This is a genomic window from Citrobacter sp. RHBSTW-00570 (assembly GCF_013739755.1).
Lineage (GTDB): Bacteria > Pseudomonadota > Gammaproteobacteria > Enterobacterales > Enterobacteriaceae > Citrobacter > Citrobacter braakii.
This window is the reverse complement of sequence record NZ_CP056399.1, coordinates 4,683,949-4,708,841: the sequence shown is the minus strand read 5'-3', so window position 1 is coordinate 4,708,841 and position 24,893 is coordinate 4,683,949. Positions and strand designations below refer to the sequence as shown.

Genomic DNA, 24,893 nt, shown 5'->3' with positions numbered 1-24,893 from the left:
TTCCAATGTGATCATGCTCTTTTTCCAGGACAAAACCAGAGAAAATCCTTCCTTTCCCTCCCCCTAAGGGGTAAGGTCAGATAGTTTTTTGACCAGTTGTTAATAAAAAATGATAACTAACTGACTACTTAGGGAAAAATATGCGCAAGTTTACGTTGGCACTGAGTGCCGTTTGTTTATTGTTCACGCTAAATCAGCCGGCCCAGGCGTTAGTTTCTTCTCCCTCTCAGCTTAATCCAGGCACCAACGTTGCAAAACTCGCTGAGCAGGCACCCATTCACTGGGTCTCCGTGGCACAAATTGAAAACAGCCTGACCGGACGCCCGCCGATGGCCGTCGGGTTTGATATCGATGACACCGTCCTCTTTTCCAGCCCAGGCTTCTGGCGCGGTAAAAAAACGTATTCTCCGGACAGTGAGGATTACCTGAAAAATCCGGCCTTCTGGGAAAAAATGAACAATGGCTGGGACGAATTCAGCATTCCGAAAGAAGTGGCGCGTCAGTTGATTGATATGCACGTGCGTCGCGGCGACAGCATCTTTTTCGTAACCGGGCGTAGCCAGACGAAGACCGAAACGGTGTCGAAAACGCTGTCCGATAACTTTCACATCCCGGCCGGCAATATGAACCCGGTCATTTTTGCCGGTGATAAGCCGGGCCAGAATACGAAAACGCAGTGGCTGCAGGATAAAAATATCCGTATGTTCTACGGCGACTCTGATAATGACATTACCGCCGCCCGAGACGTGGGTATTCGCGGCATTCGTATTTTACGCGCTTCTAACTCCACTTATAAACCGTTGCCACAGGCCGGCGCGTTTGGTGAAGAGGTGATCGTCAACTCGGAGTATTGAGGACGTTGCTTGCGGTTGTTGTTTTTTTAAACAAATTTGCGTTACCTGCTTTTACCTTTTGCGGACTTGCTGCACACTGAATAAAAGATGTTCTCATTAGGCAATATGCTGGTAAGGGGAATTAAGATGACGAATTCGGAGTTGCTGCAATACTGCATGGCAAAAATGGGCGCCGAGCAGAGCGTACACAGTGACTGGAAGGCCACACAAATCAAAGTCGAAGATGTGCTTTTTGCCATGGTAAAAGAGGTGGAAGAACGCCCGGCGGTGTCACTGAAAACCAGCCCGGAACTGGCAGAGTTGTTACGTCAGCAGCATAGCGATGTACGGCCAAGCCGGCATCTCAATAAGGCGCACTGGAGTACGGTGTATCTGGACGGCTCGCTGCCGGATTCGCAAATCTACTACCTGGTAGACGCCTCTTATCAGCAGGCCGTAAACACGCTGCCGGAAGATAAACGCCGGATACTGGCGCAGTCCTGATCTGTTTTCCGCAATGAGGCGCCAGCGCCTTATCCGGCCTACAAGCATATTTTGTAGGCCTGATAAGCGTAGCGCCATCGGCATGATTACAACAGTGGTTTGAGGAAACGGGCCGTGTGTGAGGCTTCACACTCAGCGACCGTTTCTGGTGAGCCTGAAACCAGAATTTCCCCGCCGCCGCTGCCGCCTTCCGGACCGAGATCGACAATCCAGTCAGCGGTTTTTATCACGTCCAGATTGTGCTCAATCACTACGATGGTGTTGCCCTGATCCCGGAGCTGATGCAGCACGTCCAGCAGTTGCTGAATATCCGCAAAATGCAGACCGGTGGTCGGTTCATCGAGAATATACAGCGTTTGACCGGTACCGCGTTTGGACAGTTCACGCGCCAGCTTCACGCGCTGCGCTTCACCGCCCGAGAGCGTGGTGGCGGACTGACCCAGTCGAATGTACGTCAGACCCACGTCCATCAGCGTTTGCAGCTTACGCGCCAGCGCCGGAACGGCATCGAAGAACTCACGCGCTTCTTCAATCGTCATATCCAGCACTTCGTGGATAGTCTTGCCCTTGTATTTAATCTCCAGAGTTTCGCGGTTATAGCGCTTGCCTTTACACTGATCGCACGGCACGTAGATATCCGGCAGGAAGTGCATTTCGACTTTGATCACGCCGTCGCCCTGACAAGCTTCACAGCGTCCGCCGCGGACGTTAAAGCTGAAACGACCCGGAGTATAACCGCGCGCACGCGACTCCGGCACACCGGCAAACAGTTCGCGCACTGGCGTAAACACGCCGGTGTAGGTTGCCGGGTTAGAGCGCGGCGTACGGCCAATCGGGCTTTGGTCAATGTCGATCACTTTGTCGAAATGTTCCAGACCCTGAACATCACGATATGGCGCGGGTTCAGCCAGCGTGGCGCCGTTCAGCGCCGTCTGCGCAATCGGGAACAGCGTGTCGTTAATTAGCGTCGATTTACCCGAACCGGAAACACCGGTAATGCAGGTAAATAAACCAACCGGCAGCGTCAGCGTGACATCTTTCAGGTTGTTACCGCGCGCGCCGGTCAGCTTCAATACTTTTTCCGGGTCTGCCGCCACGCGCTGTTTCGGCACTTCAATCTTGCGCTTACCGCTCATGTACTGGCCGGTCAGCGACTCAGGCACGGCCATGATATCTTTTAGCGTACCTTCGGCAACCACCTGGCCGCCGTGAACACCCGCGCCGGGGCCGATGTCGATAACGTGGTCAGCGGCGCGAATCGCGTCTTCATCGTGCTCAACCACAATGACGGTATTGCCCAGATTACGCAGGTGGATAAGCGTACCCAACAGACGCTCGTTATCGCGCTGATGCAGACCGATAGACGGTTCATCCAACACGTACATTACGCCGACCAAACCTGCGCCGATCTGGCTTGCCAGACGAATACGCTGGGCTTCGCCGCCGGAGAGCGTTTCTGCTGAACGCGACAGCGTCAGATAGTTGAGGCCGACGTTGACCAGGAACTTCAGACGATCGCCAATCTCTTTGAGAATTTTCTCTGCAATCTTCGCTCGCTGACCCGCAAGCTTCAGGTTGTTGAAGAAATCCATGGCGTGACCGATGCTCATGTCGGAAATCGCGGGCAGCGGCGTATTTTCGACAAATACGTGGCGGGCTTCCCGGCGTAAACGCGTCCCCTCACAGCTGGCGCACGGTCGGTTGCTAATGAACTTGGCTAATTCTTCACGTACCGCGCTGGATTCCGTCTCTTTATAACGGCGCTCCATATTGTGCAATACGCCTTCGAACGGATGGCGGCGTACGGACGTATCGCCGCGATCGTTCATGTATTTAAATTCGATATTCTCTTTACCGGAACCGTACAGCACCACTTTATGCACGGCAGGGTTCAGGCTGGCCCATGGGGCTTCAACGTCGAATTTATAGTGTTCCGCCAGTGACTTAAGCATCTGGAAGTAATAGAAGTTACGGCGATCCCAGCCGCGGATAGCACCACCGGCCAGCGACAGTTCCGGATTTTGGATCACCCGGTCAGGATCGAAATACTGCTGTACGCCGAGACCGTCACAGGTCGGGCATGCACCCGCTGGGTTATTGAACGAGAACAGACGTGGTTCCAGCTCCCGCATGCTGTAGCCGCAGATCGGGCAGGCGAAGTTGGCGGAGAACAGCAACTCTTCCGCTTTCGGATCGTCCATATCGGCGACCACCGCCGTACCACCGGACAGTTCCAGCGCGGTTTCAAAGGATTCTGCCAGTCGCTGGGTGAGATCGTCGCGGACTTTAAAGCGGTCAATCACCACTTCAATAGTGTGTTTCTTTTGCAGTTCAAGCTTGGGCGGATCGGAAAGGTCGCACACTTCACCGTCGATACGGGCGCGGATATAGCCCTGGCCTGCCAGGTTTTCCAGCGTTTTAGTATGCTCGCCTTTACGCTCTTTAATCACCGGCGCCAGCAGCATCAGACGTTTGCCTTCCGGCTGCGACAGAACGTTGTCCACCATCTGGCTAACGGTCTGGGCCGCCAGGGGAACGTCGTGATCCGGGCAGCGCGGTTCGCCAACGCGGGCAAACAGCAGACGCAGATAGTCGTGAATTTCGGTAATCGTACCTACCGTGGATCGCGGGTTGTGGGATGTCGATTTTTGTTCAATTGAGATGGCGGGAGACAGCCCCTCAATGTGGTCGACATCCGGCTTTTCCATCAGCGACAGAAACTGACGCGCGTACGCGGAAAGGGATTCAACGTAACGACGCTGCCCTTCGGCATACAAGGTGTCGAAAGCGAGCGAAGATTTGCCTGAGCCCGAAAGCCCGGTGACGACAATCAGCTTGTCGCGCGGGATGACGAGGTTGATGTTTTTGAGATTATGGGTGCGGGCGCCCCGAACTTCGATCTTATCCATTCATCTTTCCCGGATTAAACGCTTTTTTGCCTGGCTGCATGGTGCTACCGGCGATCACAAACGGTTAATTATGACACAACCTGACCTGAATGGATATACAGTATTGGAATGCAAAACGCAGATGCCTGTGCAACAATGTCTGTCTGGGGTTGTTTACTGGAATCGATCTCGCAACGTAGTAAAAGCGCTATTGGAAATGCTACAATCCCGCGCTTACACTTATTCAGTAACGTTTTTCAGGAGACACGATCATGGCCAGCAGAGGCGTAAACAAGGTGATTCTCGTCGGTAATCTGGGCCAGGACCCGGAAGTACGCTATATGCCGAATGGTGGCGCAGTTGCCAACATTACGCTGGCTACTTCCGAATCCTGGCGTGATAAAGCGACCGGCGAAATGAAAGAGCAGACTGAATGGCACCGTGTGGTGCTGTTCGGCAAACTGGCGGAAGTTGCCAGCGAATATCTGCGTAAAGGTTCCCAGGTCTATATCGAAGGTCAGCTGCGTACCCGCAAATGGACCGATCAATCCGGCGTAGAAAAGTACACCACTGAAGTTGTGGTTAACGTTGGCGGCACCATGCAAATGCTGGGCGGTCGTCAGGGTGGTGGTGCTCCGGCAGGTGGCGGCCAGCAGCAGGGTGGTTGGGGTCAGCCTCAGCAGCCGCAAGGTGGCAATCAGTTCAGCGGCGGCGCGCAGTCTCGCCCGCAGCAGCAGTCGGCTCCGGCAGCGCCGTCTAATGAGCCGCCGATGGATTTCGACGACGATATTCCGTTCTAATCCTTCTGCTTTTCGCTGAAAATTATGGCTACCTCAGAACTGGGGTAGCCATATGCAATTCTGTTATCAGTTCAACACCATCGGCCAGTCTGGCGGTGTATGACTCATCACTTCAACCATTACGGTTTCAATGTTCTTCCAGATTGCGGACATATCCACCAGGGTTATGCCGAGTAATCCGGTCGCAAACCAGCAGGCAAAAACCAGCCCTAAACCGCTGCTAATGACGGCCAGGCCAATATAATCTGATTTACGAAAACGGATATTAAGCGTACTGGCTAAAAACATCAGCACTGCACTGAGTAATTGCCACCGCAGAAGAACCACGCCAGTTGTTATCGTTGCCATGAAAAACGTCCTCAGAAAGTCTGGATGCCCAGGACAGCGCGGGGGTGTTCACCGAGGGTGTAGTACTCTGGCTATCGACGGGCAATAACATGAATGAAACATCGTTTCTGTTACATGATTTTTGTGAACTATATCACATATGCTCGTTTGTTCACCAGTGTTGGGCGTATTTTTTGCAGGACGATAACCATGTTAAATATGTGGGTATATTCAAGCAAGCAACGATACTAAATAATCAATCTTAAAGATGCATTTTTGTTGCCTGTTTTATTTATCCTAAATTCATCGTTAAAAAAATCTAATGAATTTCTTAAATAAAGCCAGGATAGTGCTTATAAAAAATTACTCCTTGGGGATAATAACGTTATGAAATAAGCATAACTTTAAGTTTGCCTTACGGAAAAATAATATCATCATCAACTATTATCAGACTTTTACATAGAGAAGTCTGTTGCTAATACTGATAGATTCATGCAACTTAATCAGTCGGTGTTTATAGCATCTTGCCTTAATGGGTTCTGGCATATACGAAACAGGGAAACAGGGCTGACATGAATCACAGTGCGCGACGCAAGATACTGAAGTTCCTCGGAACATTCATGGTGGTATTGCTCCCCGTGGTGCTGGCGTTATGGTTTGCTCAAATCCGGGCAATGTCCGAAACCCGTAATCAACTTCGCTCTTTTGCGCAACTGGTGTTAAATAAAACTGAATTGGTGATCCAACAAGCCGATTTAGCGCGAGATATGGCCCTGTTGTATCAAGGTAAGATGTGTACCCCGGCACATCAGAAAAATATGCTAGATATTATTCGTGGTCGTTTATATATCAGCGAGCTAATTTATGCGCAGGGCGATCATTTTTTGTGCTCTACGTCGATGGCGCCGCCAGTCGCCTATATTATGCCGACCGCCGACTATAAACGTACGCCGGACATCTCCATCTATTACTATCGCGATACCCCCTTTTTCGCTGGCTACAGAATGACGTATATGCAACGTGGAAACTACGTTGTTGTCATCAACCCATTATCTTACAGCGAAGTTATGTCAGATGACCCGGACCTGTCCTGGGGCGTGTATGACACGGTAACGGGTACTTTTTTCTCTGCCAGCGAAGGGGCGCCTATTGCGCAGTTATTGCCGTTGGTGCACGGTGAAGCCTCAACCTTCCAGTTGGACGATCGCTTCTACACCAAAGTGCATTCAGAAAAACGCCCGATTGCGATTATTGTGTCGACCTCGGATAAACGCATACATTCGATTTTCTATCATGAGGCTGCGTTAACGATTCCTTTCGGGATTATCTGCAGCATCCTGATGCTGTTAATGTGGTGGCGCACGCGTCAGGAATACTTATCTCCCCGCCGCTTGTTAAAACGCGCAATCAAAAAACGTCAACTGTGTCTGCACTACCAGCCGATCATTGATATCGAAAACGGCCAGTGCGTAGGGGCTGAGGCTCTGCTGCGCTGGCCGGGCTGTGATGGTGAAGTAATGAGCCCAACCGAGTTTATTCCGCTGGCTGAAAAAGAGGGAATGATTGAGCGGATCACGGATTACGTGATTGAAGAGGTATTCAACGATTTGGGATATTTTCTTTCGGCGCATCCTCAGCTTTATATCTCGATAAACCTCTCTGCTTCTGACTTTCATTCATCCCGACTTATTGCCCTGATTACCGACAAAAACCGTGAGTACTCTGTGGCGGCCCAGCAAATTAAAGTCGAGGTGACCGAGCGCGGGTTTATTGATGTAGATAAAATGACCGCGGTAATCCAGGCGTTTCGTCAGGCGGGTTATGAAGTGGCGTTTGATGATTTTGGGACGGGATATTCCAATCTACACAATTTATCCGCGTTGAATATCGATATCCTGAAGATCGACAAATCATTTATTAGTACGTTGTCCACCAACAGCACCAGTCACCTGATTGCCGAACATATCATCGAAATGGCGCAAAGCTTACACCTGAAGATGATTGCGGAAGGGGTAGAGACGGTTGAGCAAATCGAGTGGCTGCGCGAACGTGGCGTACAGTATTGTCAGGGCTGGTATTTTGCGAAGGCGCTGCCGCCACAGGAGTTCATACACTGGATACAACGGTCGCCCGCCATACTGACGCAGAGCGGGCAATAATCTTACAGGCGGTGGCGGTAATCGCTGGGGGTACGATCAAACTCGCGGCGAAACACGCGTGAGAAGGTTTGTTGTGATACATAACCAAGATCCATCGCGATATCGAAAATAGGTCGCTCGGTCGTCCGCAGTTCAACAGCAGCCAGCAGGAGTCGACGCTGGCGGATATAGTCACCCAACGTCTGGCGCATCACCGTGCGGAACATTCTCTGTAAATACCACTTCGAGTAACCTGATTTTTTCGCCACCGCCTCAATGTTCAGCGGCTGATCGATATGGTCGTCAATCCATTCAATAAGGGTCTGAATAATCTGCTGATGGGACATAGGGCTGCCTCTTTTTCAGTATTCGATTCGTCGTTTTGTCTGTGGGTGAGTATAATTCCTCAAGTTAACTTGAGGTAAAGCGATTTATGGAAAAGAAATTACCCCGAATAAAAGCGCTGCTTACGCCAGGTGAAGTCGCAAAGCGTAGCGGCGTAGCGGTATCAACCCTGCATTTCTATGAAAGCAAAGGGTTAATCAGCAGTATGCGCAACAGCGGCAATCAGCGCCGATACAGACGTGATGTGTTGCGTTATGTGGCGATTATCAAGATTGCTCAACGCATCGGGATCCCGTTGGCAACGATCGGTGACGCGCTCGGCGTATTACCTGAAGGACATTCGCTCAGTGCTAAAGAGTGGAAGCAGCTCTCTTCGCAATGGCGTGAAGAGCTGGATCGACGCATTCATACTTTAGTGGCGCTACGCGATGAACTGGATGGGTGTATTGGTTGCGGTTGTTTGTCGCGCAGCGATTGCCCGTTGCGTAACCCAGGCGATCAGCTTGGCGAGAAGGGGACCGGGGCGCGTCTGCTGGAAGATGATTGATGTGAAATATCTGATGGATTGACGGATACAAAACTAAAGCGCCACAGAGGGCGCTTTAGTTTGGTTCCGGTCTTTGTCTTTCACTCTATCCCGCTGGTTCACGGGAGGGTTTCCCCCGACATCAACACCCCTCAGTCGAGCACATTAGGTGAGGTTCCGGTCTGTGTTGATAATGTAATTGTAAGCCACCTCTCTCCATTTACCAGTGAAATGGTGATTTTTTAGCCAAAAAATTTTCCGCATCTTCACCGGTTTTCTTGCGCAAGTTTGCGTGAAAAAGGCACACCGATGTTGTAATAACTCCGCAAATTTTGTTGCCAGACTGCGCATTGACGATAACGTTTGCGCATCGACTGATTATTTATTGCGCGTTATAAGAAGAAATGAGTAAAAAGCGGCAAAGTTCAGTTGAAAACCAGCGTATGATCGCTGGATAATCGTTTGCTTTTTTTTACCACCCGTTTTTTATGCGCGGAGCTAAACGTTTGCTTTTTTGCGACACCCCTATTGACGCAAACCTGGCACATGGAGAAAACGTTTAGCAGGCAGTGGATTGTCCAGCACGCATAATGACGAAAAAATAAACTCTCAGGGGATGTTTTCTATGTCTACGCCTTCAGCGCGTACCGGCGGTTCACTCGACGCCTGGTTTAAAATTTCGCTCCGCGGCAGTACCGTTCGTCAGGAAGTCGTTGCCGGATTAACGACGTTCCTGGCCATGGTCTACTCCGTTATCGTGGTTCCGGGGATGCTGGGTAAAGCCGGATTCCCGCCTGCCGCTGTATTTGTGGCAACCTGTCTGGTCGCGGGCGTCGGTTCTATTGTGATGGGCCTGTGGGCAAACCTGCCGCTGGCGATTGGTTGCGCCATTTCTTTGACGGCGTTTACCGCGTTCAGCCTGGTACTGGGACAACATATCAGCGTGCCTGTTGCGCTGGGTGCGGTGTTCCTGATGGGTGTCCTGTTTACCATCATTTCCGCGACCGGTATTCGTAGCTGGATCCTGCGCAATCTACCGCAGGGTGTTGCGCACGGTACGGGGATTGGTATCGGCCTGTTCCTGCTGCTGATTGCGGCAAACGGCGTGGGTCTGGTTATTAAAAACCCGCTGGACGGCCTGCCGGTTGCGCTGGGCGATTTCGATACCTTCCCGGTGATTATGTCGCTGGTAGGTCTGGCGGTGATTATTGGCCTCGAAAAACTGAAAGTACCGGGCGGCATCCTGCTGACTATTATCGGTATTTCCGTAGTGGGTCTGATTTTCGACCCGGCCGTACATTTCTCCGGTATTTTTGCCATGCCGTCTCTGAGCGACGAAAACGGTAACTCGCTGATCGGTAGCCTGGATATTATGGGCGCACTAAACCCGATCGTACTGCCGAGCGTGCTGGCGCTGGTCATGACCGCTGTCTTCGATGCGACCGGAACCATCCGTGCGGTAGCCGGACAGGCGAATCTGCTGGATAAAGACGGACAGATTATTGACGGCGGCAAAGCGCTGACCACCGACTCCCTGAGCAGCGTGTTCTCTGGCCTGGTGGGCGCTGCACCGGCGGCGGTTTATATTGAATCCGCAGCGGGTACGGCGGCAGGCGGCAAAACCGGCCTGACGGCGATCACCGTTGGCGTACTATTCCTGCTGATCCTGTTCCTGTCTCCGCTCTCTTATCTTGTACCAGTATATGCAACGGCACCTGCGCTGATGTATGTGGGCCTGCTGATGTTGAGCAACGTAGCGAAAATCGACTTTGCTGACTTTGTCGACGCTATGGCGGGGCTGGTAACGGCCGTATTTATCGTGCTGACCTGTAACATCGTGACCGGCATTATGATTGGCTTTGCTACCCTGGTGATTGGCCGTATCGTCTCTGGCGAATGGCGCAAACTGAACATCGGCACAGTGGTCATCGCCATCGCGCTGGTGGCCTTCTACGCTGGTGGTTGGGCTATCTAATCCTCATTTGATGAAGATTCTGAAAACGGGTGGCTTTGGCCGCCCGTTTTTATTTTCACAACACTCTCGTTGTCTTTTGCGTTACTCTCAAGTAGATAGAATTGAGGCACGACGCCTCTCATCACTGATCATAAGAAACATCGCAAACAGGGAACGCATGGAAATCTTTTTCACCATACTCATCATGACCCTTGTGGTCTCGCTGTCGGGGGTTTTTACTCGCGTATTGCCATTCCAACTCCCTTTACCCCTTATGCAGATCGCCATCGGCGCCTTGCTGGCGTGGCCGACGTTTGGTTTGCATGTGGAATTCGATCCTGAGCTTTTTCTGGTTCTGTTCATCCCGCCGCTGCTTTTCGCCGATGGCTGGAAGACGCCAACCCGTGAGTTTCTGGAGCACGGGCGAGAGATCTTCGGCCTTGCGCTGGCGCTGGTTCTGGTCACGGTGGTCGGGATTGGCTTTATGATTTACTGGCTGGTGCCGGGGATCCCTCTCATCCCGGCCTTTGCGCTGGCCGCTGTCCTGTCGCCAACCGATGCCGTGGCCCTTTCCGGCATAGTGGGGGAGGGACGCATACCGAAGAAAATCATGGGTATCCTGCAGGGCGAAGCGTTGATGAACGACGCCTCCGGTCTGGTATCACTGAAATTTGCCGTCGCCGTGGCGATGGGCACGATGGTGTTTACGGTTGGTGGCGCAACGCTTGAATTCTTCAAGGTAGCGATTGGCGGTATCCTGGCCGGTTTTGTCGTCAGTTGGCTGTACGGGCGCTCCCTGCGTTTTCTCAGCCGCTGGGGTGGTGATGAACCGGCAACGCAAATCGTTCTGCTGTTCCTGCTGCCGTTTGCGTCTTACCTGATTGCGGAACACATCGGTGTTTCCGGCATCCTCGCGGCGGTCGCAGCCGGGATGACCATCACCCGTTCCGGGGTAATGCGCCGGGCGCCGCTGGCGATGCGTTTACGTGCTAACAGCACCTGGGCGATGCTGGAGTTTGTGTTTAACGGCATGGTTTTCTTGCTGTTAGGACTGCAGTTGCCGGGGATTCTGGAGTCTTCTTTGGCGGCGGCAGAAGCCGATCCGAATGTTGAAATCTGGATGCTGTTTACCGATATCGTGCTGATTTACGTGGCGCTGATGCTGGTACGTTTTGGCTGGCTGTGGACGATGAAGAAGTTTAGCCTGCGCTTCCTGAAGAAAAAGCCGATGGAGTTTGGTTCCTGGACGACGCGTGAAATCATGATCGCCTCCTTTGCGGGCGTGCGTGGGGCCATTACTCTCGCCGGTGTGCTCTCTATTCCGTTGCTGTTACCGGATGGTAGCGGCTTCCCGGCGCGATATGAGCTGATCTTCCTTGCCGCGGGCGTGATTCTGTTCTCGCTGTTTGTTGGCGTGGTGATGCTGCCGCTTCTGCTGCAACACCTGGAAGTGGCAGACCACTCGCAGCAGCAGAAAGAGGAACGAATTGCCCGCGCTGCCACGGCCGAAGTGGCGATTGTCGCCATCCAGAAAATGGAGGAGCGTCTGGCCGCAGACACCGAAGAGAACATCGACAATCAGTTGCTCACCGAGGTGAGTTCACGCGTCATCGGTAACCTGCGTCGACGCGCCGACGGACGCAACGACGTGGAAAGCTCAATGCAGGAAGAAAACCTCGAGCGGCGTTTCCGTCTGGCGGCCCTGCGTTCCGAGCGCGCGGAACTTTATCACCTGCGCGCCACGCGGGAAATCAGCAATGAAACGCTGCAAAAACTGCTGCACGATCTGGATTTGCTGGAAGCGCTGTTGATCGAGAACGAATAAACGGTTGTGCCTGATGGCGCTATGCTTATCAGGCCTACGGAATCCAATTGTAGGTCTGATAAGCGTTAAGCCGCATCCGGCATGTTACGACTCTTGCGTTAGCCAGAACCCTTCACAGCATTTGAGCCACGCCTGGGCGCTGTGCGACAGATACACACCTTCGCGCCAAATCATGCCCAACTGCCAGCGTAAATCACTCTCCAAAGGGATCCAGCGCAGCGTCTGCTTATCCAAGCGCTGGCAAATCGGCTCCGGTAAAATGGCGATCCCGACTCCGGCTTGCACCATCGCCGCCAGAAAATCCCACTGCCCACTGCGTACCGCGATGCGGGGTTTGACGTTGTGCTGGTTAAACAGCTCAAGCAACTGACGGCTCAACGCGAAATCTTCGTTATAGATAAGCAGGGGATGCTCCGCTAACGCCTCGGGGGAAATGGATTCACACGTTGTCCACTGACCGGAGCGGGGGACCAGCACGCAGAGCGGATGGCTAAAAAGCGGTAAGGTCGCCAGGCCGCTCTCTTCTTCAACCGGCAGCGCGGTCATCGCGACATCCAGCTCGCCATTCATCACCGCCTGCTGGACGGTTAAGCCTCCAAATTCAGATACCTTCAGCTCCACGCCGGGATAGCGCTGGCGAAACAGGCTGATAGGCCCGGCCATCAACATACCGACCATGGGCGGGATGCCGAGGCGCAGCACTCCCTTGTTGAGGTGATTAATGTCGCTGAGTTCTGCTTCGAGCTGGCGAAACTCGGCGAGGATCGCCAGGCCGCGTTCGAAAACAACCTGTCCGGTGTCGGTTAACAGCAGTCGCCGACCGTCGCGGATTAACAGCGTGCAGTTAAGCTCGTCTTCAAGGTTCTTCAACATCTTGCTGATGGTGGGCTGGGTGACAAAAAGCTTCTCCGCTGCGCGGGTAAAGCTCTGCTGACGAACCACCTCAACAAAATAGCGCAGCGTTCTGATATCCATGATTATTCCTTAAGACTATGCCTGCAATGAGTTTAATTCATTTCAGTCCTGGACGGGGGCTCTCTATACTGGCGCTCTCTATTTTTTAAGGACATACCCTCATGGCTGTGGCGATAAGCCGCGTGACGCCTGCCGTTATTCATCGACTCCAGATCCCCGTTCAGGTTCTGTTGTACGCAGGTCTATTTGTATTTGCTCAATATCTTGTCTCCTGGCTGCATCTGCCGCTTCCTGCCAACCTGGTTGGGATGGTGCTGATGTTGGCGCTGATTGTCTGCCGGGTTATCCCGCTGAACTGGATTCGCGCAGGCGCTCGCTGGTTACTGGCTGAAATGTTGCTGTTTTTTGTTCCGGCGGTGGTGGCTGTCGTCAACTATACGCAGCTGTTGTTGGTCGATGGTTGGCGCATATTTGCCGTCATTGCGCTAAGTACGTTGATGGTGCTTGGCGCAACGGCGTGGGTCGTGGATAAAGTGTATCGCTATGAAATGAGCAGGCTAAACCGTGAGTAATTTCCAGCTAAGCGTGCTGTGTCTGGTGATTACGCTGGGCATCTATTTTGCCAACAAGCGCCTGTATCGCCGTTTTCGTAAATTACCGCTGATGCCGTTAGTGTTCACTCCGGCTCTGCTGGTCCTGATGCTGGTCTTTGGGCATATCTCCTGGCAAAACTATATTGGTGAATCGCACTGGCTACTGTGGCTGTTAGGCCCTGCGACCATCGCCTTTGCCGTTCCGGTTTATGACAACCTTGCCGTGATTAAGCGGCACTGGATGTCACTGACGGCGGGCGTGGTGACGGCAACGCTGGTGGCCGTTACCAGTTCCGTGTGGCTGGCGCGTCTGTTTATGTTGCCTGATGAAATCCAGCGTAGCCTGGCGGTGCGCTCCGTCACCACGCCGTTTGCGCTGGCAGCAGCAGAGCCGTTGGGCGGGCAACCAGACCTGGTGGCATTGTTCGTGGTAGTGACCGGTGTATTCGGTATGGCGGTTGGCGATGTACTGTTTTTACGGCTTTCTATTCGGGAGGGGATGGCGAAAGGCGCAGGATTTGGCGCAGCCTCGCATGGTGCGGGCACGGCGCGCTCTTATGAGCTCGGCCAGCAGGAGGGCGTGGTCGCCAGCCTGGTGATGATGCTTTCCGGCGTGGTGATGGTGCTGGTAGCGCCGCTGGTCGCGATGGTGATGTTCTGAAAAAATGCCCCGGTCGTTCAGACCGGGGATGAGTAGGTGTGGTTAGTGCGCGCGACCTTGTTCTACGCCGTACCCGGTCTGGGAACGGATGAACTGGGCACGGAACTGCTCGCGTTCGCGATTACCTTCTTCTGAGTTATCGGTAGCAGAGAAGAACCAGATCCCAAGGAACGCTACGCTGATGGAGAACAGCGCCGGATATTCATACGGGAAAATGGCTTTTTCGTGACCAAGGATCTGGACCCAAATCGTCGGGCCAAGCACCATCAGCACCACCGCCGTCAGCAGACCTAACCAGCCGCCCAACATCGCGCCACGCGTGGTCAGTCTTGACCAGTACATGGAGAGCAGAATGATCGGGAAGTTGCAGCTGGCTGCGATAGCAAACGCCAGACCTACCATGAAGGCGATATTCTGGTTCTCAAACAGCACGCCGAGCAGGATGGCAATCACCCCCAGCACCAGTACGGTGATTTTCGACACCTTCAGTTCTTCACGTTCGGTTGCGCCTTTACGGAACACGTTGGCATACAGGTCGTGAGAAACGGCCGATGCGCCCGCCAGCGTCAGGCCTGCAACCACCGCCAGGATGGTGGCAAACGCCACGGCTGAGATGAAGCCCAGGAACAGGTTGCCGCCCACTGCATTCGCCAGGTGAACCGCCGCCATGTTGTTACCGCCGATCAGCGCGCCAGCAGCGTCTTTATACGCCGGGTTAGCGCCCACCAGCATGATCGCGCCAAAGCCGATGATAAAGGTCAGGATGTAGAAATAACCCATAAAACCGGTGGCATAGAACACGCTCTTACGTGCTTCGCGGGCATCGCTGACCGTGAAGAAGCGCATCAGGATGTGCGGCAAGCCTGCCGTACCAAACATCAGGCCGAGACCTAACGACAGGGCGGAGATCGGATCTTTTACCAGTCCGCCCGGGCTCATAATGGCTGAACCTTTCGGGTGTACCGCCATTGCTTCGGTGAACAGGTTGTTGAAGCTAAAGCCGACGTGCTTCATCACCATAAAGGCCATAAAGCTGGCGCCGAACAGCAGCAGAACGGCTTTGATGATCTGTACCCAGGTGGTCGCCAGCATGCCGCCAAACAGGACGTACATCATCATCAGCACGCCAACCAGTACGACGGCGATGTGATAGTTCAGACCAAACAGCAGCTCAATCAGCTTACCTGCGCCCACCATCTGGGCGATCAGATACAGCGCGACCACCACCAGAGAACCACAGGCCGACAGAATACGGATTGGTCCTTGCTTCAGACGATAAGAAGCAACATCTGCAAAGGTGTAACGACCCAGGTTACGCAGACGCTCAGCAATCAGGAACAGGATAATTGGCCAGCCGACCAGGAAGCCGAGTGAATAGATCAGCCCGTCATAACCGGAGGTAAACACCAGCGCGGAAATCCCGAGGAACGATGCCGCCGACATATAGTCGCCCGCAATCGCCAGCCCGTTCTGGAAACCAGTGATGTTGCCGCCGGCGGTGTAGTAGTCATTACGCGAACGTACGCGCTTAGACGCCCAGTAAGTAATACCGAGCGTAAAGATGACGAAAATCAGGAACATGACAATCGCCTGCCAGTTGGTTGGCTGGCGTTGGACTGCACCGCTAATAGCATCCGCCGCGTTTGCGGCGAAGGGCAGCGTGGCGGCAAGCGCCGTCAGGACTCTCTTCATGATGCTTTAACCTCGTGCAGAACCGCATTGTTCAGGCGGTCGAATTCACCGTTTGCCCGCCAGATATAGATCCCGGTCAGGATGAAGGAGATGAGGATCACACCGACCCCAATCGGAATACCCCGGGTGACGCTGGTTCCCGCGTGTAGCGGTGTACCCAGCCAGCCAGGCGCAAAGGCAATCAGTAAAATAAAGCTGATGTAAACTGCCAGCATGATGATGGACAGAATGGTGGCAAACCGTTGCCTTTTTTCAACTAACTCCCTGAAACGCGCACTGTCTTCTATCCGCTGATAAATAGAGTCATTCATCACAGAGTTCTCCAGAGGCCCCCTTCGTCTTTCACGTTGCAAGTGTGTTGGCCGCACTCGCCCACCTCAGTCACATAGTGAACTATGCTCCTGGGGATGCGCTCGCTTGCCGCCTTCCTGCAACGCGAAATCCTTTGGGGTGGGTTATTATATTTTCCCTCCCGGTCAGGGGAGGGGTAGGGGTAGGATTTGTAGGCCCGATAAGCCGCGCACCATCGGGCATTTCACGGTTGTGGTTATGATGGCATCGCGATGGCCTGCTTCTCTTCGAGCAGTTTCTCTACCACGCCAGGATCGGCGAGGGTCGAGGTATCGCCCAGATTGCTGGTATCGCCCGCCGCGATTTTACGCAGAATACGGCGCATGATTTTGCCGGAGCGGGTTTTCGGCAGTGAGTCGGTCCAGTGCAGCACGTCTGGCGTTGCCAGCGGACCAATTTCTTTACGTACCCAGTTGCGCACCTCGGCGTACAGCTCAGGTGACGGCTCTTCGCCGTGATTCAGCGTGACGTAGGCGTAGATCGCCTGGCCTTTAATATTATGCGGAATACCCACCACCGCGGCCTCGGCGATCTTCGGATGCGACACCAGTGCCGATTCGATTTCTGCCGTTCCCAGACGGTGGCCAGAGACGTTCAGCACATCGTCCACACGACCGGTGATCCAGTAATAGCCATCTTCGTCACGACGCGCGCCGTCGCCGCTGAAGTACATATTCTTGAAGGTAGAAAAGTAGGTCTGCTCAAAGCGTTCGTGATCGCCAAACAGCGTTCTCGCCTGGCCCGGCCACGAGTCGGTAATCACCAGGTTGCCTTCGGTCGCGCCTTCCAGCGGATTACCCTCGTTATCGACAATCGCAGGCTGTACGCCAAAGAACGGACGGGTTGCGGAACCCGCTTTCAGCTCGGTGGCGCCCGGCAGCGGGGTGATCATGAATCCACCGGTTTCGGTCTGCCACCAGGTATCGACGACCGGGCATTTTTCGTTGCCGATCTTCTTCCAGTACCACTCCCATGCTTCCGGGTTAATCGGCTCGCCAACGGAACCCAGGATACGCAGCGAGGAGCGGTCAGTGCCTTCAATCGCTTTATCACCTTCTGCCATCAGGGCGCGGATGGCGGTCGGCGCGGTATACAGAATATTGACCTGGTGCTTGTCCACAACCTGCGACATACGCGCCGGGGTTGGCCAGTTTGGCACGCCTTCGAACATCAGCGTGGTTGCGCCGCAGGCCAGCGGACCATACAGCAGGTAGCTGTGCCCGGTTACCCAACCCACGTCAGCGGTACACCAATAAATATCGCCCTGATGGTAGTCAAACACGTACTTAAAGGTGGTTGCGGCATAGACCAGATATCCGCCGGTGGTATGCAGTACGCCTTTTGGCTTGCCGGTTGAACCGGAGGTATAGAGGATAAACAGCGGATCTTCCGCGTTCATTTCTTCCGGCTGATGTTCCGGGCTGGCTTTCTCGATAAGATCGGACCACCACAGGTCACGGCCTTCCTGCCATTCCGTTTTTCCACCGGTACGTTTGAGGACGACCACATGTTCCACGGTTTTGACGTTCGGATTTTTCAGCGCATCATCGACGTTCTTTTTCAGCGGGATAGCGCGGCCGGCGCGCACGCCTTCGTCGGCGGTGATCACCAGACGTGAATTGGAGTCGATGATACGTCCGGCGACGGCCTCTGGTGAGAAACCACCGAAGATGACTGAATGCACCGCGCCAATGCGGGCGCAAGCCAGCATAGCAACCGCCGCTTCCGGCACCATCGGCATATAAATGGCCACTACGTCGCCTTTTTTAATGCCTAAATCCAGTAGCGTATTGGCGAAACGGCAAACATCGCGATGCAGTTCGCGATAAGTAATGTTTTTGCTTTGGGTGGCGTCATCGCCTTCCCAGATGATGGCGGTGCGATCGCCATTTGCCTGTAAATGACGGTCAAGGCAGTTTGCGGCCAGGTTCAGGGTGCCGTCTTCGTACCATTTAATCGACACGTTGCCTGGTGCGAAGGAGGTGTTCTTCACCTGGCTGTACGGCTTGATCCAATCAAGTATCTTTCCCTGCTCGCCCCAAAATGTGTCGGGTTCGTTAACGGATTGCTGGTATTTCTCTTCGTACTGCTCCGGGTTTATCAGGCAACGATCCGCAATGTTTGCGGGAATAGCGTGTTTATGTATTTGGCTCATGGCTTTTGTTCTCCTTGTAGGATGTTAATAATATGTCTCATAAACGTTAAATGTAGGGGCTTTGAGAGTTTTGTTTAGTATTTGCGCGGCAGATCACGCAATAAACGAATTGTGCAAATTAGCGGCAAACTTAATTTTGAAGGGAACTAGCAAAAATTGATTAAATCTCGCGATAACATGTAGTTATCTAAAGGATTATTGAAAAGGTGATCTGTCTCTGAATTAGACAAAAGAGTGAGGAGTTAGAGGGGGTTTATAACTCTAAAGTGGTATTTTACATACACTTACAATTGATTAAAGACAACATTTTCAGTGTGGTTTCTTGTTACAAATAGGGTGGAGCAATGTCATGACAGTGTCAAGGCTCAATTGAAATGTCCGTTATCCAGCTCAATTAAAATGACCACTTTGATCTCTCATTCTCTTTACTGATAGACTTTCCTCCGACTGAAACAACAGGATGATTGAGCCCATGCTTCGATACGAGTTAACGCCGAACAATGCAGGTTTTATACTGTGGGGAGATTCAGAAGCCCTGAATGAATTACATGAACTCATTCATTACATCGTGGATGAAAGCCCACTGATTAAAGTTAAAGACGGATTTATGTTATCCCTTGCCTATGATATTCGTAAAGCACGGGAAGGTAATCGTCGTGTTGAGCAACATCAGTATGATCAACATGATACATATAAGCTTTATGGTGTTGAGCTTTTATGGCCTCTGGTCCTGGTACAGTCCTCAATACTCAGAAACTCAATGGGTTATATTCAGACAGACAAAAACCAGCTGTCTGTCATGTATGCCTTTGAATACCTGATAGAATCAGCATTAACAGAGTCTGAGAGAACAACGTCGAATGATATTATGCTAACAGTAAAATATGCATCAGACTCTGATTTTAATTTCATTGAGGATAATATTGACAGCAGGTGCTGCTATTTTATCAGCCTATCTCCGGAGCAAAGAAAAAAGCAGTTAATCAGTATTGTTCGTTCTTTTCATTCATTATGGGGTAAGTATGCCCGTGAAAAGCAGGACATAAAGATGCTGAACGAAATGAATAATACATCATGGGTCTGGCCGGACAATATCAACTGGTGAGCAACCACTGTCCGGCCAGTGAGTACCATCAGCGGGCTCTTTTACCAAAAATGTCCTCTGAACGTGACTGAAGCTGTTTGAGTGCTTCGAGCATGTCATCATTATCCAGTGAGCGCTGGGATTTCTTCCCTTCCTGCTTTGGCCGTCGTCGGGAAGGGCCATCTCCAGCGGGAATTGACTGAGAGCGCGTGTTATCCCGCTTGCTCTGCACCAGACTGATAAACTCCAGGGTTCGGCCAAGACGCTTGTTATCGACAATCGCGCCCTGGTCGATTTCTGACAGTCGGTCGTAGGTAGAGTAGGGAAGTAGCGTACCGTTCAGGCGCAGCTCTTTTCTGCCATCAGGATAGTGATACACATCGATATATTTACCTATTGCACGGCGACTCAGTTCGCTGTCTTCAATCAGGTACAACATTTTATCATATTGTATCGTCAACGATTTTGAGACTTTACGTTTTTCACGAACAGTGAAAATAAGCCCCAGGTCCTCATCATGTTCTACAGCACGGTGTACGTCAAAATCATGTCGCGGTACTTTGCCAAAACGGCGGTTATAGTCAGCCATATAGGCCTCAGCGAAGTCATTTGCAGCCTCCATTGAACAAATGCCCTGTAACCGCAGCTCTTTGACCAGACGATCCTGTAAAGTGAGGTGAGCTCGTTCTACACGCCCTTTGGCGGGACTGGTTTCTGCACAGATAGTCTGGATGTTCAGTTCATGCATGGCTCGCCCAAACTGAGTATGCCCGTCTCCGCCTGTGGCGTGTTTATTGTTAACACGAAAAACACCGGCTTTATCGCTGTACAGTGCCAGCGGTTTACCATGCTTATCGATATAGCGCCGCGTGGCTTCGAAGTAAGAAAACGTGGACTCCGATTTAACAAACAACAGTTCCATCAGTTTGCTGGTTGCATCATCAACATAGACCAGCGCGGTGCAGGCCGGGCCACGGCCTTCAAACCAGTCGTGATCACAGCCATCTATTTGTATCAGCTCACCAGTACACGGACGCCGGTACCGTGGTTGAGGGATCCTTGCGGCACGTTGTTTACGGGGAACCCATAAGCCAGCCCGCACCATGATGCGCCGGACAGTTTCTTTGCCAAGAAACAGTCCGTGGAGTTCTTCGAGCTTTTCACGCGCCAGAGTCGGACCGAAATCAGCATAACGCGTCTTGATCAGTTCCAGAGCCTGATCTGCGAGCCCGGGTGGCAACTGGCGGTTACCACGCATGCCACATCGTCTGCTGGCCATACCAAGCGGTCCGCCTTCACGGTAACGGGCAAGAAGTCTGCGGCATTGCCTGTCGCTGATACCGAGGTGCTCGGCCGCACGGCGCGTTGTGATGCGACGTTCAATGACGTCCTGTATAATCTTGATCCGGTTGATCTCTTTCAAAGTAAACACTCCTGAGCTTTCTGCGCTCATGATATGCCTCCCGGTAGTTTAAACGGACCAGTGAAGCTTACCATAGCGCGGACATCTGAATTGAGCCACAGGCGGACATTACTATTGAGCCATTACAGACAGTATTCGTGTGGTTGCTGTTATGGAAAACAATAAAAGAACCGCCATTGCAGATAATGGCGTCATCTGGATGAGACCCCTATGGCAAGGATAAAATCACGCGTACGCCGTTTCTTCAGCCTGTTATTACCTTTATTATTTATTTCTGCTGTTCACGCTGAACAAACTCCTGTACCCGCAAAAACCGTCACCGTTGAAGCGAAGAATGAAACCTTCGCTCCTCAGCATCCCGATCAATATCTCTCCTGGAAAGCCACGTCTGAGCAATCAGCCCGTGAAGATGCGCTGGCAGAAGATCCGCGTCTGGTGATCCTGTGGGCGGGATATCCATTCTCGCGCGATTACAACAAACCGCGTGGACACGCCTATGCCGTGACCGATGTACGTGAAACCTTACGTACCGGCGCACCAAAAACGGCTGAAGACGGCCCGCTGCCGATGGCCTGCTGGAGCTGTAAAAGCCCGGACGTAGCACGTCTGATCCAGAAAGACGGTGAAGATGGCTACTTCCACGGTAAATGGGCGCGCGGCGGTCCAGAAATTGTTAACAATCTCGGCTGTGCAGATTGCCATAACACGGCGTCACCAGACTTCGCCAAAGGCAAGCCAGAGCTGACGCTGTCGCGTCCTTATGCAGAACGTGCGATGGAAGCAATCGGCAAACCGTTTGAGAAAGCCGGTCGCTTTGATCAGCAATCCATGGTCTGCGGTCAGTGCCACGTGGAATACTACTTCGACGGTAAAAACAAAGCCGTTAAGTTCCCGTGGGACGAGGGCATGAAAGTCGAGAACATGGAGAAATACTACGACACCATCGCCTTCTCTGACTGGACCAACTCCCTGTCGAAAACGCCGATGCTGAAAGCGCAGCACCCGGAATATGAAACCTGGAGCGCGGGCATTCACGGCAAGAACAACGTGACCTGTATCGACTGTCACATGCCGAAAGTGCAAAACGCGGAAGGCAAGATCTACACCGACCATAAAATTGGTAACCCGTTCGATAACTTTGCTCAGACCTGTGCGAACTGCCACACCCAGGATAAAGCGTCCCTGCAAAAAGTGGTCGCCGAGCGTAAACAGGCTATTCATGACCTGAAAATCAAGGTCGAAGATCAGCTGGTTCATGCGCACTTCGAAGCGAAAGCTGCATGGGATGCGGGTGCGACTGAAGCGGAAATGAAGCCGATTCTGGAAGATATCCGTCACGCACAATGGCGCTGGGACCTGTCTATCGCCTCACACGGTATTCACATGCACGCTCCGGAAGAGGGTCTGCGGATGCTGGGTAGCGCCATGGATAAAGCCGCCGATGCGCGTACCAAACTGGTCCGTCTGCTGGCGACTAAAGGCATCACCCATGAAATCCCGTTACCGGATATCTCTACCAAAGAGAAAGCCCAGGCGGCGATTGGTCTGAACATGCAGCAAATCAATGCTGAGAAGCAGGACTTCATCAAAACGGTGATTCCGCAGTGGGAAGATCAGGCGCGTAAAAACGGTCTGTTAAGCCAATAACCCCATTTCGCCCCGTCAGGGGCGGATAACTCAACGGAGTGAATATGAGCGTATTACGTTCGTTATTAACTGCTGGGGTGCTGGCGTCAGGCTTGTTCTGGAGCCTGAGTGGAATCACTGCCACGCCAACGCCGCAGGAGTCGGATCAACGCTGGACGGTTACCCAACAGCGTAATCCGGATGCCGCCTGTCTGGATTGTCACAAGCCAGATACCGAAGGCATGCATGGTAAGCATGCAGAAGTCATCAACCCGAATAACAAACTGCCGGTCACCTGCACCAACTGTCACGGCCAGCCGTCACCGAACCACCGTGAAGGGGTGAAGGATGTGATGCGCTTTAATGAGCCGATGTACAACGTTGAACAGCAGAACAGCGTCTGTATGTCCTGCCACCTGCCTGAGCAGCTACAAAAAGCGTTCTGGCCACACGATGTCCACGTAACCAAAGTGGCGTGTGCCAGCTGTCACTCACTGCATCCGAAGCAAGACACGATGCAGACGCTAAGTGATAAAGGACGGATCAAGATTTGCGTCGATTGCCACAGCGATCAGCGTAACAATCCGAACTTTAACCCGGCGTCGGTTCCGTTGCTTAAGGAGCATCCATGAGTTGCTCTCGTCGCCAGTTTATCACCCGCGTCGGCGCGCTGGTGGCAGTGAGCGGGACGGCGGGACGCGTTGTGGCGAAGACGCTGAACATCAACGGCGTACGTTACGGTATGGTACATGATGAGTCACTATGCATCGGCTGTACGGCCTGCATGGATGCTTGTCGGGAAGTAAACAACGTGCCGGAAGGGGTATCGCGTCTGACGATTATTCGCAGCGAGCCGCAGGGGACGTTTCCTGATGTGAAGTATCGCTTCTTCCGTCATTCGTGCCAGCATTGCGACCATGCCCCCTGCGTTGACGTCTGCCCGACGGGGGCATCGTATCGCGATGCCGCCAGCGGTATTGTGGATGTGAATCCGGACCTGTGCGTTGGCTGCCAGTACTGTATCGCCGCGTGTCCTTATCGCGTGCGCTTTATCCATCCGGTTAGCAAAACGGCAGATAAATGCGATTTCTGTCGGAAAACCAATCTGAAAGCGGGCAAGCAGCCCGCCTGCGTTGAGTCATGTCCGACGAAGGCGCTGACGTTTGGTAATCTGGACGATCCCAACAGCGATATCTCCCGCTTGTTGCTGCAGAAAACCACCTACCGTTACAAGCTGGCGTTGGGCACAAAACCGAAGGTCTACCGCGTTCCCTTTAAATTTGGGGAGGTGAGCCAATGACATCCGCTTCTGCATTTCATTTTGAATCACTGGTGTGGGACTGGCCCATTGCCATTTATCTGTTCCTGATTGGCATCTCCGCCGGACTGGTCACGCTGGCGATTCTGCTGCGTCGTTTCCATCCGGAGGCGGGCGGTTCTGACAGCACGCTGCTACGCACTACGCTGGTGTTAGGGCCGGGGGCGATTATCTTCGGTCTGCTGATTCTGGTGTTCCACCTGACGCGTCCATGGACCTTCTGGAAACTGATGTTCCACTACAGCTTCACTTCGGTGATGTCGATGGGGGTCATGTTGTTCCAGTTGTACATGGTGGTGCTGGTGCTGTGGCTGGCAAAAATCTTTGAAAAAGAGGTGATTGCTCTGCAGCAGCGCTGGCTGCCGCGATTAGGGATCGTACAGAAAATGCTGACGTTGATTGCGCCGTTTCATCGCGCGCTGGAGACGTTAATGCTGGTGCTGGCGGTTCTGCTCGGGGCGTACACCGGTTTTCTGCTGTCGGCGCTGAAATCCTACCCGTTCCTGAATAACCCGATCCTGCCGGTGCTGTTCCTGTTCTCCGGGATCTCCTCCGGCGCGGCGGTGGCGCTGATCGCCATGGCGTTACGTCATCGTAGCAATCCGCACAGTACCGAAGCGCACTTTGTGCATCGCATGGAAATCCCGGTGGTATGGCTGGAGATCTTCCTGCTGGCGGCGTTTTTCGTCGGTCTGGCGCTGGGCGATGACGGCAAAATGCGCGCGCTGGCGGCGGCACTGGGCGGCGGATTCTGGACCTGGTGGTTCTGGCTGGGCGTGGCCGGGCTTGGGCTGATACTGCCGATGCTGCTAAAACCTTGGGCCAACCGCAGTTCGACGTTTCATGGCGTGCTGGCAGTGTGCGGCGCCAGCCTGACCGGCGTACTGCTGCTGCGCTTTTTTATTCTCTATGCGGGTCAGCTAACCGTTGCGTAA

General features: G+C 53.0%; 22 protein-coding genes. 14 read left to right on the top strand and 8 right to left on the bottom strand.

What is annotated here, in order from left to right:
- Positions 1 to 140: 140 nt before the first annotated feature.
- Both aphA and HV237_RS22370 read left to right on the top strand, forming a co-directional pair.
- Positions 141 to 854: an acid phosphatase AphA gene (gene aphA / locus HV237_RS22375; protein ID WP_003826615.1), complete on the top strand. Its 714-nt coding sequence runs from the start codon at positions 141 to 143 to the stop codon at positions 852 to 854.
- Between the two features lie 126 nt (positions 855 to 980).
- Positions 981 to 1,337: an MmcQ/YjbR family DNA-binding protein gene (locus tag HV237_RS22370; RefSeq protein ID WP_016155357.1), complete on the top strand. Its 357-nt coding sequence runs from the start codon at positions 981 to 983 to the stop codon at positions 1,335 to 1,337.
- Between the two features lie 86 nt (positions 1,338 to 1,423).
- Here HV237_RS22370 and uvrA read toward each other — a convergent pair whose 3' ends face one another.
- Positions 1,424 to 4,246: an excinuclease ABC subunit UvrA gene (gene uvrA / locus HV237_RS22365; RefSeq protein ID WP_047357729.1), complete on the bottom strand. Its 2,823-nt coding sequence runs from the start codon at positions 4,244 to 4,246 to the stop codon at positions 1,424 to 1,426.
- A 251-nt stretch (positions 4,247 to 4,497) separates the two neighbouring features.
- On the opposite strand from uvrA, the gene ssb1 reads away from it, so the two are divergent.
- Positions 4,498 to 5,025, top strand: a complete 528-nt coding sequence (gene ssb1 / locus HV237_RS22360; RefSeq protein WP_016155359.1) for a single-stranded DNA-binding protein SSB1 — start codon at positions 4,498 to 4,500, stop codon at positions 5,023 to 5,025.
- Between the two features lie 66 nt (positions 5,026 to 5,091).
- Here the strand turns inward: ssb1 and HV237_RS22355 are convergent, their stop codons facing one another.
- Positions 5,092 to 5,373, bottom strand: a complete 282-nt coding sequence (locus tag HV237_RS22355; protein ID WP_016155360.1) for a YjcB family protein — start codon at positions 5,371 to 5,373, stop codon at positions 5,092 to 5,094.
- 551 nt (positions 5,374 to 5,924) lie between these two features.
- On the opposite strand from HV237_RS22355, the gene HV237_RS22350 reads away from it, so the two are divergent.
- Positions 5,925 to 7,511, top strand: a complete 1,587-nt coding sequence (locus HV237_RS22350; protein WP_047357728.1) for an EAL domain-containing protein — start codon at positions 5,925 to 5,927, stop codon at positions 7,509 to 7,511.
- A gap of 2 nt (positions 7,512 to 7,513) precedes the next feature.
- On the opposite strand, the gene soxS is transcribed toward HV237_RS22350, so the two are convergent.
- A complete protein-coding gene (gene soxS / locus HV237_RS22345; RefSeq protein WP_016155362.1) occupies positions 7,514 to 7,837 on the bottom strand; it encodes a superoxide response transcriptional regulator SoxS in 324 nt (107 codons plus the stop codon).
- An 86-nt stretch (positions 7,838 to 7,923) separates the two neighbouring features.
- On the opposite strand from soxS, the gene soxR reads away from it, so the two are divergent.
- The 3 genes from soxR (at position 7,924) to HV237_RS22330 (ending at position 12,140) form a co-directional block, all read left to right on the top strand.
- The gene (gene soxR / locus HV237_RS22340) at positions 7,924 to 8,382 is read left to right on the top strand and encodes a redox-sensitive transcriptional activator SoxR (protein WP_016155363.1); all 459 of its coding nucleotides are present in this window, start codon (positions 7,924 to 7,926) and stop codon (positions 8,380 to 8,382) included.
- A 604-nt stretch (positions 8,383 to 8,986) separates the two neighbouring features.
- Positions 8,987 to 10,336 (top strand): guanine/hypoxanthine transporter GhxP, encoded by a 1,350-nt coding sequence (gene ghxP / locus HV237_RS22335; RefSeq protein ID WP_016155449.1) that lies wholly within the window; start codon positions 8,987 to 8,989, stop codon positions 10,334 to 10,336.
- A 157-nt stretch (positions 10,337 to 10,493) separates the two neighbouring features.
- A complete protein-coding gene (locus tag HV237_RS22330) occupies positions 10,494 to 12,140 on the top strand; it encodes a Na+/H+ antiporter (RefSeq protein ID WP_016155450.1) in 1,647 nt (548 codons plus the stop codon).
- A gap of 84 nt (positions 12,141 to 12,224) precedes the next feature.
- Here HV237_RS22330 and HV237_RS22325 read toward each other — a convergent pair whose 3' ends face one another.
- Positions 12,225 to 13,115, bottom strand: a complete 891-nt coding sequence (locus HV237_RS22325; RefSeq protein WP_047357727.1) for a LysR family transcriptional regulator — start codon at positions 13,113 to 13,115, stop codon at positions 12,225 to 12,227.
- 101 nt (positions 13,116 to 13,216) lie between these two features.
- On the opposite strand from HV237_RS22325, the gene HV237_RS22320 reads away from it, so the two are divergent.
- Positions 13,217 to 13,627, top strand: a complete 411-nt coding sequence (locus tag HV237_RS22320; RefSeq protein WP_016155367.1) for a CidA/LrgA family protein — start codon at positions 13,217 to 13,219, stop codon at positions 13,625 to 13,627.
- Complete coding sequence (locus HV237_RS22315; RefSeq protein ID WP_016155368.1) at positions 13,620 to 14,309, top strand: LrgB family protein; 690 nt, start codon at positions 13,620 to 13,622, stop codon at positions 14,307 to 14,309. The genes HV237_RS22320 and HV237_RS22315 overlap by 8 nt, the downstream gene beginning before the upstream one ends.
- A gap of 42 nt (positions 14,310 to 14,351) precedes the next feature.
- On the opposite strand, the gene actP is transcribed toward HV237_RS22315, so the two are convergent.
- The 3 genes from actP to acs form a co-directional block, all read right to left on the bottom strand.
- Positions 14,352 to 16,001, bottom strand: coding sequence for a cation/acetate symporter ActP (gene actP, locus HV237_RS22310; protein ID WP_016155369.1), 1,650 nt, complete (start codon positions 15,999 to 16,001; stop codon positions 14,352 to 14,354).
- Positions 15,998 to 16,312, bottom strand: coding sequence for a DUF485 domain-containing protein (locus HV237_RS22305; RefSeq protein WP_016155370.1), 315 nt, complete (start codon positions 16,310 to 16,312; stop codon positions 15,998 to 16,000). Before HV237_RS22305 ends, actP begins: the two co-directional genes overlap by 4 nt.
- A 236-nt stretch (positions 16,313 to 16,548) precedes the next feature.
- Positions 16,549 to 18,507, bottom strand: coding sequence for an acetate--CoA ligase (gene acs, locus HV237_RS22300; RefSeq protein WP_016155371.1), 1,959 nt, complete (start codon positions 18,505 to 18,507; stop codon positions 16,549 to 16,551).
- A 472-nt stretch (positions 18,508 to 18,979) separates the two neighbouring features.
- Here acs and HV237_RS22295 point away from each other — a divergent pair, with 472 nt between their 5' ends.
- A complete protein-coding gene (locus tag HV237_RS22295; RefSeq protein ID WP_001567369.1) occupies positions 18,980 to 19,612 on the top strand; it encodes a hypothetical protein in 633 nt (210 codons plus the stop codon).
- A 28-nt stretch (positions 19,613 to 19,640) separates the two neighbouring features.
- Here HV237_RS22295 and HV237_RS22290 read toward each other — a convergent pair whose 3' ends face one another.
- Positions 19,641 to 21,044, bottom strand: a complete 1,404-nt coding sequence (locus HV237_RS22290; protein ID WP_001567368.1) for an ISNCY-like element ISKpn21 family transposase — start codon at positions 21,042 to 21,044, stop codon at positions 19,641 to 19,643.
- A 180-nt stretch (positions 21,045 to 21,224) separates the two neighbouring features.
- Between HV237_RS22290 and nrfA the strand changes: the two genes are divergently transcribed.
- Genes nrfA through nrfD form a run of 4 tightly spaced genes read left to right on the top strand, consistent with a single transcriptional unit; the run spans position 21,225 to position 24,893 of the window.
- Positions 21,225 to 22,661 (top strand): ammonia-forming nitrite reductase cytochrome c552 subunit, encoded by a 1,437-nt coding sequence (gene nrfA, locus HV237_RS22285; protein ID WP_016155372.1) that lies wholly within the window; start codon positions 21,225 to 21,227, stop codon positions 22,659 to 22,661.
- A gap of 44 nt (positions 22,662 to 22,705) precedes the next feature.
- Positions 22,706 to 23,272 carry a cytochrome c nitrite reductase pentaheme subunit gene (gene nrfB, locus HV237_RS22280; protein WP_005132587.1) on the top strand — a complete coding sequence of 189 codons (567 nt, stop codon included), beginning with the start codon at positions 22,706 to 22,708 and terminating at the stop codon, positions 23,270 to 23,272.
- Positions 23,269 to 23,940, top strand: a complete 672-nt coding sequence (gene nrfC / locus HV237_RS22275; protein ID WP_016155373.1) for a cytochrome c nitrite reductase Fe-S protein — start codon at positions 23,269 to 23,271, stop codon at positions 23,938 to 23,940. The genes nrfB and nrfC overlap by 4 nt, the downstream gene beginning before the upstream one ends.
- Positions 23,937 to 24,893: a cytochrome c nitrite reductase subunit NrfD gene (gene nrfD / locus HV237_RS22270; protein WP_047357726.1), complete on the top strand. Its 957-nt coding sequence runs from the start codon at positions 23,937 to 23,939 to the stop codon at positions 24,891 to 24,893. The genes nrfC and nrfD overlap by 4 nt, the downstream gene beginning before the upstream one ends.